A 13,727-nucleotide genomic window follows, 5' to 3' on the forward strand; every position below is an offset into this window, starting at 1 on the left:
TCCACCTCCGTGTGCCGCACCGTCGCCGCCCCGGGCGGGCGCGCGGGCGTCGGCACTCTCGACCTCCGAGTGCCAATCCTACGCGTCCGCGCGGCCCGTCCCGCGGTCCTCCGCTCGCCGCGAACGCAGGTCGGCGAGCCCGACGACGAGCGCGAGCGCGACGAGCACGATCGTCACGAGCAGCGCCCTCCCCGTCGCGTGCGCCGCCGTGTCGCCGCCCGCGAGGCCCCCGTAGTACACGGAGAGCACGATCGAGATGCCGACCGCCGACCCGATGCGCTGCCCGAGCTGCAGCATGCTCCCCGCGACGCCCGCGCGGCTCACGGGCACCTCGGACAGCGTGAGGGTCTGATTCGGCGCGATGACCGTCCCGCTGCCCGCCCCGGCGACCAGCAGGGCGCCCGCGAGCGCCGGCCCGACGGCGGCGGGGTCGTCCCCGAGCAGCCGCACGACGGCGTCGGCCACGACGACCCCGACGAGGACGAGCGCCAGCCCGCCGACGACGAGCTGCCGGCCCCAGCGCGCGACCCAGCGCCCCGAGAACCACGCCGACACCCCGGACGCCACGGCGAACGGCGTCCCGACGAGCCCCGCCTGCAGCGGCGTGTAGCCGAGCTCGTCCTGCAGGTAGAGGGTGACCACGAGGAAGATGCCCGTGAAGCCCGCGAAGTAGGCGAGGCCGAGCAGCGCGCCGTTGCGGAACGACCCGAGCCCGACGACCTGCGGGTCGAGCACCGCCTCGCCGGTGCGCCGCTGGTACCGCCGCTCCCAGACGACGGCCGCGAACCCCGCCGCGGCGGCCACGACCAGCCACCACCAGCGCGAGGCGTCGTCGCCGCGGCCGGTCGTCGTGACGAACGGCATCATGACGCCGAGCGTCGCCGCGCCCAGCAGCGCCAGCCCGACGAGGTCGAGGCGACGCGGGCCCCGCGCGGTGCGTGCGGCGCCGGGCGGTGGGGCGGGCACGAGGCGCCACGCGAACGGCAGCAGCACCGCGACGACCGGGAGGTTCACGAGGAAGACCCACCGCCACCCGTCCGCGGAGCCCGCCGCCGCGATGATGAGGCCGCCGAGCAGCGGGCCGAGCGCCGTCGAGACCCCGATCGTCGCGCCGAACATCCCGAACGCGCGGCCGCGCTCGAACCCGGAGAACTGCTGCTGGATGAGCCCGACGACCTGCGGGTTGAGGACGCCCGCGCTCACGCCCTGCAGCAGCCGCGCGGCGGCGAGCCACCCGTCCGTCGGCGCGAGCCCGCACGCGAGGCTCATGAGCGCGAACCCGACCAGCCCGGCGATGAACAGGGACCGCCGGGCGCCGGCGTCGCCGAGCCGGCCGGCGGGCACGAGCGCGAGCCCGAACGCGAGCGTGTAGCCCGCGACGACGAGCTGGAGCTGCGTCGGCCCCGCGTCGAGCGACGACTCGATCGACGGGAGGGCGACGTTGACGATCGACACGTCGAGCGTCGTGACGAAGCCGACCGCGAGGCAGACGGGCAGCACGCGCCAGCGGTTCGGGTCCGGCTCGGCGCGCTGCGGGCTCACCGCTCCGTCGTACCACCCCTCCCCGGGACCGCGCGCGGCGGGCGCCGCGTGCCGAGATCGACCCGAGCGTCCGAGATCGACCCTCGGGAGGTCGATGTCGCGACGCACGGGCCGATCTCGCCGGGGTGCGTCCGGCGCTCCCCTAGGGTGACGGCGTGGCTTTCGATCGTTATGGGTTCGACGTCCTCGGCGGCACGCCCGCCCCCGTTCATCATCGTGCGCGGCCGGTGTCCCGACCGCAGGCCGCCGAGCGGGGGCTCGTCGTCGAGGAGGTGCAGACCGGGTGGGTCGGCGCCGTCGTGCGGGTCGAGAAGTCGGGCGGGATGCACGTCGTCGTGCTCGAGGACCGCGCCGGCCGGACGCGGACGTTCCCGCTCGGGCCCGGGTTCTGGGTCGACGGCGAGCCGGTCGAGCTCACCGCCCCGGTCACGTCCCGCGCCCCCGCCGCGCCGACGCGGACCGCGTCCGGCTCGCGCGCCGTCGTCGGGCAGCGGGCGCGCGTGGCCCGCGGCAGCCGCATCTGGGTCGAGGGCAAGCACGACGCCGAGCTCGTCGAGAAGGTGTGGGGCGACGACCTCCGGGTCGAGGGCGTCGTCGTCGAGCCCCTGCACGGCGTCGACGACCTCGCGGCGGCGCTCGCCGACTTCGGCCCGACGCCGCAGCGCCGCGTCGGCGTGCTCGTGGACCACCTGGTGCCCGGGAGCAAGGAGCGCCGCATCGCCGACGACGCGGTCCGCCGCTCCCCCGCGGGCACGGTGCTCGTGCTCGGGCACCCGTACGTCGACGTGTGGCAGGCCGTGAAGCCCGCGCGCGTCGGCCTGCAGCGCTGGCCCGTGATCGAGCGGGGCACCGAGTGGAAGCGCGGCATCCTGCGCGAGCTCGGCTGGCCCGCGGAGACCGCCGAGGACGTGGGCCGCGCGTGGCAGCGCATCCTCGGCACCGTGCGCACGTACGCGGACCTCGAGCCGTCCCTGCTCGGCCGCGTCGAGGAGCTCATCGACTTCGTCACGGCGTCCTGACCTCGCCCCGGTCCGGACGCGCCGCGCCCCGGCACCGACGGGCGGCACCGGGGCGTGGTGAACGACGACGACCGGCCGTCAGGCGGCCGGCACGCCCCCGGTGAGGCGACGGTAGGCGAAGCCCACGGCGACGTAGCTCAGCGGGATCGTGACGAACAGGCCGAGGCCGCACGGGATCGCGCCGAGGATGTTGATGCCGAACAGCGCGAGCAGCAGCAGGAACACCTGGCCGAAGTTCTTGGCGACGAGCGAGAAGCTCGTCCGGATCGCCGTGATCGCGTCGACGCCCTGGTCGAGCGCGACGTAGTAGACGAACGCGGAGAAGAGCAGCACCGCGAAGCCCGGCAGGATGCACAGCACGAAGCCGACGCCCGTGAGGATGCCGACGATCAGCGCCGCGAGCAGCACGTTGACGACGTTGCCGAGGCGGAAGAACGCCGCGACGTCCGGGCGGCGCCCGTCCACCTCGTCGAGCGCGCCGCGCGTGAAGAACGCGGTGATCAGGTAGCCGATGACCGTGCCCACGATCCCGAGCAGGATGCTCGTGAACGTGATGCCGCTGACGGCGGCGAAGTTCGTGTCGCTGAAGTCGTACTGGTCCTGGAACTGGTCGAACCCGCCCGTGATCCAGCTCCACGCCACGTTCACCGCGAGGAAGATCAGCGCGACGAGGATCCACGGCCCGAGGTTCGAGGTGACCTTGCGCCAGCCGTAGGAGATCGCCTCGCCCACCGCGAAGGCGGGCCCCGTGTACCCGGGCTGGGCGCCGTAGCCGCCGGCCGCGGTCGGGTACGAGCCGGGCGGCGGCGGGTAGGCGCCGGACGGGGGCGGGTACGCGCCCGGCGGCGGGGCGGTCGGCCCCGGGGCCGCGGGGTCGCCCGGTGCGCCCGCGGGAGCGCCGTACGCCCCGGGTGCGCCGTAGGCGGGCGGGCCCGACGGCGGCGCGGCGGGGTCCTCCGGCGCGCCGTACGCGGGCGGCCCCGACGGCGCGGCGGACGGGTCCGGCGGCGTCGCGCCGCCCGGGCCGTACGGCGACGCGGGCGGGACGTCGCCCTCGGGCGTCGCCGGGCTCGGACCGGCCGGCGGCTGGGTGGGCTGCTCCGGAGCGCCGGAGCCGTCCGCCGGCGTCGGCTCGTCGTCGCGGGGCGGCTGACCGCCCGGGTTCGTGGGGTCCGTCATCGTGCACCTCGTTCCTCGTCGTCACGTGCTGCGGGCAGCACGCGTCCTCGACGTGCTCGGTCCTATCCTGGCTGCTCAGGGGCCTGGGCGCGCGGGGAGCAGTGCCACCCTCCGCCTCAGACGGGCTGCTCGCCGTTGAGCCGGCGGTACACGTACGCCGTCGCGATCTGGGCGACGGGCAGCGCCACGAGCAGGCCGACGTAGCACAGGAGCGTCCCGACGAGCTCGGCCAGGTACACGCCCAGGAACAGCAGCACGACCGTGCCGAGGTTCTTGCTCACGACGGAGAAGCTCGCCTTGAACGCGTCGAGGACGCCGAGCTTCTTGTCGATGACGTAGAACAGCGTGAACTGGGCGAAGAACACGAAGACGAGCGGCCCGACGATCGTGATCGCGAGCACGCCCGTGGCGAGACCGATCAGCAGCGCCACGAGGATCACCGTGCCGAGGTTCGGGTACCGGAAGAAGTCCGCGTACTCGAGCTTCTTCCCGCGGGTGACCAGGAGCGACACGTTGACCACCGCGGCCTGGACGAGGAACCCGAGCACGACGAGGATCGCGACGAACAGGAACGTCCCGAACCCGAAAGCGAACCCGCCCGCCGTGCTGATCTCGCCCGTCTGCGGGTCGATCGTGGTCGTCGCCGTGCCGACGAGGAGCGCCCAGAACGCGACCGACAGGCCGGCGAGCACGACGACGTACGTGAGGACGCCGCCGAGGATGACCCCGGCGTTCTGCGTGAACCTGCTCCAGCCGTAGGAGAACGCGTCCTGGACCTGGATCGGCTGACCCGGGTACCCCGGCTGCCCGTACGGCGCCGCCGGCGGCGGGTACCCGGGCTGCCCGCCGTAGGGCGGCTGCCCGGGCGGCTGCTGGCCGTACGGCTGCCCGGGCGGCGGTCCCGCCGGGGGCGGGTACGCACCGGCCGGCGGGGCACCGTACGGCTGTCCCGGCGGCGGCCCGGCCGGCGACGGGTACGCGCCCGCGGGCGGAGCACCGGACGGCGAGGCCGGGGGCGGCGACGCGGGCTGCGCCGGTGCGTGCGGCGTCTGCGGGACGGGCGGGGCCTGCGGTGCAGGCGGCTCCTGCGCGACGGGCTCCTGCGGCGGGACCGGCGGCTCGGCCGCCGCGTACGGGTTCTCGGGCGCCGGGGCGTCCGACGGGAGCTGCGGCTCGTTCTCGTCGCGCGGCGGGCCGCCGGCGGTGCTGTCGCTCATGGGTCTCCTCGGTCGGTCGACGGGCCGCGGGGGAACCGGGCCACGCACCGGATGTGGACGTCGTGTGTCGGTCGCACATTTCGCTGTCGCCCTCCAGCCTGTCGGGATTCCGACGGCGGCGCGAGGGGAAACGCCGGGCGGACCGGAACGACGCCGCGGAGGGTCAGCTCGTCGTGGAGCCCAGCGCCGCCGCACGGGTCAGGCCGTCGACGACGACCGCCGTGTACGCCGTCGCTCCGGCGTCCGTGGGGTGCACGCCGTCCGGACCGAGCACGGTCGGGTCCGCGGCCACCGCTGCCGACCAGTCCGCGACGACCACACCGGGGTGCCGTCCCGCCGCGGCGACGATCTCGGCGTTGGTGCCCGGTACCCACGGCCGGTCGGCGTACCCGGTGACGAGCACGACGCGGTGGCCGGGGCCGACCGCCGCGAGCAGCTCGTCCATCGCCGCGGCGCTCGCGGTGCTGTTCGTCCCGAGGGAGACGACGACGTAGGGCCGCAGCGCGCCCGCGTCGCGCGCGGCGGCGAGCGCCGCCGGCCCGTCCTTGACCTGGCGCGAGACCGCGCCGTCGACGTACGTGCCCGGGAGGGCCGCAGCGAGCGCGGGCGCGCTCGCGAGCGTCACCGAGTCCCCCACGACGGTCACCTGGTCGCCGGTCGGTGCCGCGACCGGGGCCGCCGCGGCCTCGGCGGGTGCCGCCTCGGGTCCCGGTGCGGGCGCGTCGGCCGGGCCCGGGTCGGGACCCGCTGCCGGGGGCGACACCTCCGGGCCGGCCGCGGGCGCCGCGGCGCGCGGTGCAGCCTGCGTCGCCCGCGCGACCTGCTCCCCCGCCGCGATCTGCTGCTCCACGCTCGTCGTGGCGGGCGCGTTGACGACCCCGGCCGCGGAGAGGCCGACGACGAGCGCGCACGACGCCGCCAGCGCCCAGCCGCGGCGGGTGAGGACGCGCGGCCCCGCCTCGCCCGGCGTCGGCTGGAGGCGGCGGGCGAGGTCGCGCGCCGCGCCGCGCAGCCCGCGTCGCAGCACGGGACGCTCGACGTACCGGAAGGACAGCGCCGCCGCGACGGTCGTCACGGCGAGGGTCACGACGACGACGAGCGGGTGCACGGCACCCGGGGTCACGGGACCCACCACGGTCCCGAGCGCGGCCGCGGCGAGCACGAGCACGGGCCAGTGCCACAGGTAGAGCCCGTACGACCGCCGTCCGACCCAGCCGAGCGGACCGCGGTCGAGCTGCGCGCCGATGCCGGGCAGGCACACGACGGCGTTGAGCACCGCGGTCGCCGCGACCGCGCACACGAGCAGCCCGCCGCTATAGGCGAGCTCGCCGTCCCAGCGCATCGTCGCGACGGCGACGACGAGGACGACGGCGCCGACCGCCCCGGCGCCGAGGACGGCGACCCGGCCGCGCGGCGTGCGCACGCGCGGCCCGCCCGGCAGGAGGGCGGACGCGTCGGCGCCGGCCCGGGGTTCGACGTCGGGCCGCTGGACCGGGCGCACGTGCCAGAACGCGAGCGCAGCCCCGGCCATGAGCGCGAAGAGGTGGGTGTCGGTGCCGACGTAGACGCGCGTCGGGTCGGAGCCGGGCGCGTACAGCAGCGCCATGAGGGCCGCGGACACGAGCCCCAGACCGGCGACGATCCACGGCGCCCGGCGGCGCAGGGGCCGCACGACGCACAGGAGCACGACGACGAGCGGCCACAGGAGGTAGAACTGCTCCTCGACCGCGAGCGACCACAGGTTGCCGAAGAGGTGCGGGAGCAGCGCACCCGAGTAGGTGGCCCCGCTCGCGACGTCGACCCAGTTGCTCGTGAACGTCGCGGCGCCGAGGAGCTGGGGGCCGATGCCGACGAGGACGTCACCCCCGACGACGGCCGCGGCAGCCGTGCACACCGCCACGACCAGCCCGAGCGCAGGGAGCAGGCGGCGGGCGCGCCGCGCCCAGAAGGAGCGCAGCCCCACGTGGTGCCGGTCGCGGTGCTCGCGCACGAGGAGCGTCGTGATGAGGAAGCCCGAGAGCACGAAGAAGACGTCGACCCCGACGTACCCGCCGGGGAGCGTCGCCGGGGCGAGGTGGAACGCGACGACCACGAGGACGGCCAGCGCCCGCAGCCCGTCCAGCCCGGGCATCCGGCGGTAGCGCACGGTCGGGCGGCCCGGCCGTCGGGCGGCGCCGGGCGCCCGCACGTGCCCGACGACGCGAGGCTCCTCGAGCGTCGGGCGACCGGCCCCCGCATTGGTCGTCCCGGGTCGAGGTGCCTCGTAGGTCGTCGTCACTCGTCCGTGATCTCCCGTACCACCGTGTCCGCCAGCAACCGCCCCCGCAGGGTGAGCACTCCGCGACCGGCCACGGCCGCGCGGCCGTCGAGCAGCCCGTTCGCGACGAGCCCGGCGACGGCGCGCCGTCCGGCCGGGGACAGGACCGCGAGGTCGAGACCCTCGTGCAGCCGCACGCCGAGCATGGCCTGCTCGAGCCGTCCCTCGTCCCGCGTGAGGAGCTCACGCCCGGCCGCGGGGCTGGTGCCCGCCTCGAGCAGCGCCGCGTACCGGCGCGGGTGCTTCACGTTCCACCATCGCACGCCGACCCGCGGCTCCTGGACCGACGCGCCCGTGTCCTCGGTCACGGACGTCGGCTCCGCGCCGAGCGCCCCCGGCGCCGCGACGTACGAGTGCGCGCCGGGCCCGATCCCCCACCAGTCGTCGCCCCGCCAGTACGCGAGGTTGTGGCGGCAGCGGTCGTCGTCGGTGCGGGCCCAGTTGCTCACCTCGTACCAGGTCAGCCCGGCGGCGGTGAGCAGCTCGTCGGCGAGCTCGTACTTCGTGGCCTGGTCGTCCTCGCTCGGGAGCGCGACCTCCCCGCGCCGCACCTGGGCGGCCATCTTCGTCCCCGCCTCGACGACGAGCGCGTACGCGGACACGTGGTCGACGCCGGTCGCGAGCGCGGCCTCGAGGCTCGCCCGCCAGTCGTCGAGGCTCTCGCCCGGCGTGCCGTAGATGAGGTCGAGCGAGACCTGGAGGCCCGCGTCGCGCGCCCAGCGCACGACGTCCGGGATGCGGCGCGGGTCGTGCGTGCGCTCGAGCGTCGCGAGCACGTGCGGGACGGCGGACTGCATGCCGAACGAGACGCGCGTGAACCCCGCGGCCGCGAGCTCGGCGAGCGACTCCGGCGTCACGGAGTCCGGGTTGGCCTCGGTCGTCACCTCGGCGTCGGGTGCGAGGCCCCACGCGTCCCGCACGCCGTGGAGCAGGCGCGCGAGGTCGCCGGCGGGCAGCAGCGTGGGCGTGCCGCCGCCGACGAACACGGACGACACCGGCCGCTCGGGCAGACCGGCGTCGCGCAGGACGCGCGCCGCGAGGTCGACCTCGAGGAGCGCCGTGCTCGCGTAGGACGCCTGGCTCGCGCCGCCGCCGAGCTCGGACGCCGTGTAGGTGTTGAAGTCGCAGTACCCGCACCGCACCGAGCAGAACGGGACGTGCAGGTAGACGCCGAACCCGCGCGGCGCCGTCGGGCCGGGCACCCCCGCGACGGACCCGCTCCCGCCCGGCGCGACCCACGCGGGGAGCGAGCCGTCGGGCGGGACCGGCTCGCCGTCGGGCAGGGCCGGGCTCACTTCTTGGACTTGTCCTTGGCGTCCTTGCCGCCCGCGGCGTCGGAGGAGAGCGCGGCGATGAAGGCGTCCTTCGGGACCTCGACGGACCCGATGTTCTTCATGCGCTTCTTGCCCTCCTTCTGCTTCTCGAGCAGCTTGCGCTTGCGGCTGATGTCGCCGCCGTAGCACTTCGCGAGGACGTCCTTGCGCATCGCGCGCACCGTCTCGCGCGCGATGACGCGCGCGCCGACGGCCGCCTGGATCGGCACCTCGAACTGCTGGCGCGGGATGATCTCCTTGAGCTTGGCGGTCATCATGACGCCGTAGTCGTACGCCTTGTCCTTGTGCACGATCGCGCTGAACGCGTCCACCTGCTCGCCCTGGAGCAGGATGTCGACCTTGACGAGGTCCGCGACCTGGTCGCCCGACGGCTCGTAGTCGAGCGACGCGTACCCGCGCGTGCGGGACTTGAGCTGGTCGAAGAAGTCGAACACGATCTCGGCGAGCGGCAGGGTGAAGCGCAGCTCCACGCGGTCCTCGGACAGGTAGTCCATGCCGAGCATCTGCCCGCGGCGGTCGTTGCACAGACCCATGACCGTGCCGACGAACTCGCTCGGCGCGAGGATGGTCGCCCGCACGACGGGCTCGCTGACCTGCTTGATCTTGCCGCCGGGGAACTCCGACGGGTTGGTCACCTTGACGGTCGTCCCGTCCTCGAGCGTCACGTCGTAGACGACGTTCGGCGCGGTCGAGATGAGGTCGAGGTCGAACTCGCGCTCGAGGCGCTCGCGCACGATCTCCAGGTGCAGCAGGCCGAGGAACCCGACGCGGAAGCCGAAGCCGAGCGCGACCGACGTCTCCGGCTCGTAGTTGAGCGCGGCGTCGTTGAGCTTGAGCTTGTCGAGCGCGTCGCGCAGGACCGGGTAGTCGGTGCCGTCGATCGGGTACAGGCCCGAGAAGACCATGGGCTTGGGGTCGGAGTAGCCGCCGAGCGCCTCCGCCGCGGGCTTCGCGGAGTTCGTCACCGTGTCGCCGACCTTCGACTGGCGCACGTCCTTCACGCCCGTGATGAGGTAGCCGACCTCCCCGACGCCGAGACCCTTCGTGACGATCGGCTCCGGCGAGATGACGCCGATCTCGAGCAGCTCGTGCGTCGCACGCGTCGACATCATGACGATGCGCTCGCGCGGGTTGAGGTTGCCGTCGACGACGCGCACGTACGTCACGACGCCGCGGTAGGTGTCGTAGACCGAGTCGAAGATCATCGCGCGCGCCGGCGCGTCGGCGTCGCCCACCGGGGCGGGCACGCGCTCGACGATCCGGTCGAGGAGCGCCTCGACGCCGGCGCCCGTCTTGCCGGAGACCTTGAGCACGTCGTCCGGGTCGCCGCCGACGAGGTTCGCGAGCTCCTCCGCGTACTTCTCGGGCTGCGCGGCCGGCAGGTCGATCTTGTTGAGCACCGGGATGATCTCGAGCTCGTTCTCCATCGCGAGGTACAGGTTCGCGAGGGTCTGCGCCTCGATGCCCTGCGCCGCATCGACGAGCAGCACCGCGCCCTCGCACGCCGCGAGCGACCGGGAGACCTCGTACGTGAAGTCGACGTGGCCCGGGGTGTCGATCATGTTCAGCGCGTGCGGCGTCTCGACCCCGTCCTCGACGACCGCCCACGGCATGCGGACGGCCTGCGACTTGATCGTGATGCCGCGCTCGCGCTCGATGTCCATGCGGTCGAGGTACTGGGCACGCATGGCGCGCGGCTCGACGACACCGGTGAGCTGCAGCATGCGGTCGGCCAGGGTCGACTTGCCGTGGTCGATGTGGGCGATGATGCAGAAGTTCCGGATCAGCTCGGGCGGCGTGGCCGCGGGCTGGATGCGGGTGCTCAGCTGGGCGCTGGGGATCGGGGACAACGCGGGTGCGCTCCTGGGAGTGGCGTGCGGGTCGGGCCGCGCGCTCGGGGGCGGCGCGCCGACGGTCGCTCTCGGGCGGGCGGGAGCATCCATTGTCCCACGTCCGGCGTCCGGCACCCGCCCGCCCTGCGGGGCGCGGCGAGCCGACCTAGCGTGGAGGACCGGCCGGCCGCACCGGGCCGACCGGCGACGAGAGGAGCGCTCATGGCCCAGGACACCGCGCACCGGACCTCCGGCCGTCCCCGCGGCCGTCGCGTGCTGGCGATCGTGACGAACTACGGCGTCGAGCAGGACGAGCTCGTCGTGCCGCTCGAGCACCTGCGCGGCGAGGGGGTGGAGGTCGACGTCGCCGCGGTGTCCGCGGACGACGTGCAGACCCTGGTCGGCGACAAGGACCCCGGCCGCACCGTCACGCCGACGCTCACGCACGCCGACGCCGACCCTGCCGAGTACGACCTGCTGCTCGTGCCCGGAGGCACGATCAACGCCGACGCGCTGCGCCTGCAGGACGACGCCGTGAGCCTCGTCCGCGCGTTCACGACCGCCGGCAAGCCCGTCGCGTCGATCTGCCACGGGCCCTGGGCCCTCGTCGAGGCCGCGGCGGTCGAGGGCAAGACCCTCACGAGCTACCCGTCGCTCGAGACCGACGTGCTCAACGCGGGCGGGGCCTGGGTGGACCGCCCCGTCGTGCGCGACGACGACGGCTACACGCTCGTCACGTCGCGCGATCCCGGCGACCTCGACGCCTTCCTGCGCGAGGTGGACGCCGTCCTCGCCGGCTGAGCGGGCCGGTGCTCGACGGGTCCCGCGGCCGAGACCTGCGGCGGGGACCGACGCCGTCCGCACGCTGCGGGCACCGCGACACCGCCCGCCCGGTAGGGTGCGCGCGTGGCACGCAACCGATGGCTGGGACTTCTCACCGACGCGGCCCGCGCCGTCGTCTCCGGGCTCACGCGCTCGTCGCAGGGTGCGCAGGGCGGCTCGGGAACGGCCGCGACGCGCGCGCCGGGACGCGAGCGCCCGTCGCCGGCGCGGACCCCGTCCCCGCGCCCGGGACCGCGACCGTCGTCCCCGACCCGGCCCCGCACGCCCGCGCGCGGCGGGTCGGGCGACGGACCGGTCGGCGGGTACCCCGGCGACTACGAGGGCCGGGTGCGCGCGCAGTACGCACCGCGGCTCGACGGCGACCCGGACCCCGGGGAGATCGTCTGGACCTGGGTGCCCTACGAGGAGGACCACACGCAGGGCAAGGACCGGCCGGTCCTGCTCGTCGGGTCGGACGGCGCCTGGCTGCTGGGCGTCATGCTCACGAGCAAGGACCACTCGCGCGACGCCCGCGACGAGGCGCGCTGGGGCCGCTACTGGCTCGACATCGGTTCGGGCCCCTGGGACGCGAAGGGGCGCGACAGCGAGGTCCGGCTCGACCGCGTGCTCCGCGTCGACCCGGCCGCCGTCCGACGGGAGGGCGCCGTCGTGGGGCGCGACGTCTTCGACCGCGTGGTGGCGGGCATCTCGCAGCACCGCTGATCCCGCGGAGCGGGAGCGTCCGTCCGGGACCCGGCGCGGCGACGCCGCGCCGCGGTCCGGTGGGAGCTCCTGCGGATTGGAGTTCGGACCACGACCGCTGGTAGTCTTGGTGGTCGCGTGTCCGCCCAGGTCGGCGGGCACAGCCCCAGCACCTCTCCACGGGTTCCCCACCCCAGTCCCGGAGCTAGGGCCGCCCTCTACGACCTATCCGCTCGCTCCGGCGAACAGAACCAGAGAGTCCACACGTGGCAAACATCAAGTCCCAGATCAAGCGCATCCGCACGAACGAGAAGGCTCGCCTGCGCAACAAGGCGGTCAAGTCCGAGCTCAAGACGTACGTGCGCCGCGTGCGCGAGGCCGTCGCCGCGGGCGACAAGGAGGCGGCGAGCACCGCGCTCCAGGCTGCGTCGCGCAAGCTCGACAAGGCCGTCTCGAAGGGCGTCATCCACGCGAACCAGGCCGCGAACCGCAAGTCGGCCATCGCGAAGGCCGTCAACGCTCTCTGAGCGCACGGTTCGCCCGCGTCGGCGTGACACGCTGAACGTCACGACGGCCGCACAGGCTTCCCACGGAGGGGCGCCGACCCGCACGGGTCGGTGCCCCTCCGTGCGTGCGGCGGGAGAGCACCCACGCCGCCCGAGGTAGAACCGTGGTCGGACGAGGTAGAGCCGTGGTCCGGCGCCGACAGCCCGTCGCGCGCTCAGCGGCCGTGGGCACGCGCGATGGTGAGGACCGCGCGCTCGACGGCGAACACCGGGTCCCGGCCCGCGCCCTTGACCTCCGCGTCGGCCTGCGCAACGGCGCTGATCGCCGTGGCGAGTCCTTCGGGGGTCCAGCCCGCGAGCTCGCGGCGCGCCCGGTCGACCTGCCAGGGGGCCAGCCCCAGGTCCTTGGCCGCGACGCCGCCCCGGCCGCGCATCGCGCCGACCTTCGCGAGCGCGCGGAGCTTCATGGCGAGCGCCGCGACGAGCGGCACCGGGTCGGCGCCGGTCGCGAGCGCGTGGCGCAGGAGCGCGACGGCCTCCCCCGCGTTCCCGGCGACGGCGGCGTCGGCGACGCGGAAGCCGGTCGCCTCGACCCTCCCTCCGTAGTACCGGTCCACGACGGCCTCGCTCACGGTGCCGTCCGTGTCGGTGACGAGCTGGCTGCACGCGGCGGCGAGCTCGCGGAGGTCGTTGCCGACCGCCTCGACGAGGGCGCGCACCCCCGACGCGTCGATGCGTCGGCGGGCGCGGCGGAACTCGGCGGTGACGAAGGCGGTCTTGTCGGAGTCCTTCTTGATCGCCTCGACCGCGACGACGGGCGCCCCGCTGGCCTTGATCGCGTCGAGCATGCGCTTGCCCCGCACCCCGCCCCCGTGCACGACGACGACGGTCGTCTCCGGGTCGGCGGTCGGGACGTAGTCCACGACGTCGGCGACGAGCGCGTCCGTCGCCGCCTCCGCGCCCTCGACCACGACGACCTTCGCCTCGCCGAACAACGACGGGCTCGCCGCGACGGTGAGCATCCCCGCCTGGTACGTGGCGGCCTCCATCGTGACCTTCTCGACCTCGGGGTCCCGCTCGCGCGCGAGACCGACGATCGCGTCCACGGCCCGCTCGGCCAGGAGCGACTCCGGGCCCTGCACCAGCACGACCGGCGCGAGCCGGACGTCGTCCCACGCGAGCGACGGGCCGGCGGACGGTCGGGCGGTGCGGGTCGGCGCGGGCATGGCACCAGCCTCCCACGAGCCACCCACCGGA

General features: G+C 75.1%; 11 protein-coding genes. 4 read left to right on the forward strand and 7 right to left on the reverse strand.

What is annotated here, in order from left to right:
- Positions 1-78: 78 nt before the first annotated feature.
- A complete protein-coding gene (locus tag NHH00_RS03935) occupies positions 79-1,542 on the reverse strand; it encodes an MFS transporter (RefSeq protein WP_253050327.1) in 1,464 nt (487 codons plus the stop codon).
- Between the two features lie 155 nt (positions 1,543-1,697).
- Here NHH00_RS03935 and NHH00_RS03940 point away from each other — a divergent pair, with 155 nt between their 5' ends.
- Positions 1,698-2,561: a DUF3097 domain-containing protein gene (locus tag NHH00_RS03940; protein WP_253050329.1), complete on the forward strand. Its 864-nt coding sequence runs from the start codon at positions 1,698-1,700 to the stop codon at positions 2,559-2,561.
- Positions 2,562-2,639: 78 nt separating this feature from the next.
- Here NHH00_RS03940 and NHH00_RS03945 read toward each other — a convergent pair whose 3' ends face one another.
- The 5 genes from NHH00_RS03945 to lepA all read right to left on the reverse strand — a co-directional run bounded on the left by NHH00_RS03945 (position 2,640) and on the right by lepA (position 10,458).
- Positions 2,640-3,740, reverse strand: coding sequence for a hypothetical protein (locus NHH00_RS03945; RefSeq protein WP_253050331.1), 1,101 nt, complete (start codon positions 3,738-3,740; stop codon positions 2,640-2,642).
- 116 nt (positions 3,741-3,856) lie between these two features.
- Entirely contained in the window at positions 3,857-4,957 is a 1,101-nt protein-coding gene (locus NHH00_RS03950) for a hypothetical protein (protein ID WP_253050333.1), read from the reverse strand.
- Positions 4,958-5,120: 163 nt separating this feature from the next.
- A complete protein-coding gene (locus NHH00_RS03955) occupies positions 5,121-7,235 on the reverse strand; it encodes an acyltransferase family protein (RefSeq protein WP_253050335.1) in 2,115 nt (704 codons plus the stop codon).
- Positions 7,232-8,569, reverse strand: coding sequence for a radical SAM family heme chaperone HemW (gene hemW, locus NHH00_RS03960; protein ID WP_253050337.1), 1,338 nt, complete (start codon positions 8,567-8,569; stop codon positions 7,232-7,234). Before hemW ends, NHH00_RS03955 begins: the two co-directional genes overlap by 4 nt.
- The gene (lepA, locus tag NHH00_RS03965) at positions 8,566-10,458 is read right to left on the reverse strand and encodes a translation elongation factor 4 (protein WP_290444608.1); all 1,893 of its coding nucleotides are present in this window, start codon (positions 10,456-10,458) and stop codon (positions 8,566-8,568) included. Before lepA ends, hemW begins: the two co-directional genes overlap by 4 nt.
- A 204-nt stretch (positions 10,459-10,662) precedes the next feature.
- On the opposite strand from lepA, the gene NHH00_RS03970 reads away from it, so the two are divergent.
- The 3 genes from NHH00_RS03970 to rpsT all read left to right on the forward strand — a co-directional run bounded on the left by NHH00_RS03970 (position 10,663) and on the right by rpsT (position 12,491).
- On the forward strand, positions 10,663-11,241 hold the full coding sequence (locus NHH00_RS03970) for a type 1 glutamine amidotransferase domain-containing protein (RefSeq protein WP_253050339.1): 579 nt from the start codon (positions 10,663-10,665) through the stop codon (positions 11,239-11,241).
- A gap of 105 nt (positions 11,242-11,346) precedes the next feature.
- The gene (locus NHH00_RS03975; protein ID WP_253050341.1) at positions 11,347-11,985 is read left to right on the forward strand and encodes a type II toxin-antitoxin system PemK/MazF family toxin; all 639 of its coding nucleotides are present in this window, start codon (positions 11,347-11,349) and stop codon (positions 11,983-11,985) included.
- Positions 11,986-12,230: 245 nt separating this feature from the next.
- Positions 12,231-12,491, forward strand: a complete 261-nt coding sequence (gene rpsT, locus NHH00_RS03980) for a 30S ribosomal protein S20 (RefSeq protein ID WP_253050343.1) — start codon at positions 12,231-12,233, stop codon at positions 12,489-12,491.
- Positions 12,492-12,685: 194 nt separating this feature from the next.
- On the opposite strand, the gene holA is transcribed toward rpsT, so the two are convergent.
- Positions 12,686-13,696, reverse strand: coding sequence for a DNA polymerase III subunit delta (gene holA, locus NHH00_RS03985; RefSeq protein ID WP_253050345.1), 1,011 nt, complete (start codon positions 13,694-13,696; stop codon positions 12,686-12,688).
- Between the last annotated feature and the right edge of the window lie 31 nt (positions 13,697-13,727).

Source organism: Cellulosimicrobium cellulans (assembly GCF_024124905.1).
In the GTDB taxonomy this organism is placed as follows: domain Bacteria; phylum Actinomycetota; class Actinomycetes; order Actinomycetales; family Cellulomonadaceae; genus Cellulosimicrobium; species Cellulosimicrobium cellulans_G.

Excerpts from the sequence above, each read along its gene's own strand:
- NHH00_RS03945 (WP_253050331.1), bottom strand. The coding sequence starts at position 3,740 with ATGACGGACCCCACGAACCCGGGCGGTCAGCCGCCCCGCGACGACGAG.
- NHH00_RS03950 (WP_253050333.1), bottom strand. The coding sequence starts at position 4,957 with ATGAGCGACAGCACCGCCGGCGGCCCGCCGCGCGACGAGAACGAGCCG.
- NHH00_RS03970 (WP_253050339.1), top strand. The coding sequence starts at position 10,663 with ATGGCCCAGGACACCGCGCACCGGACCTCCGGCCGTCCCCGCGGCCGT.
- holA (WP_253050345.1), bottom strand. The coding sequence starts at position 13,696 with ATGCCCGCGCCGACCCGCACCGCCCGACCGTCCGCCGGCCCGTCGCTC.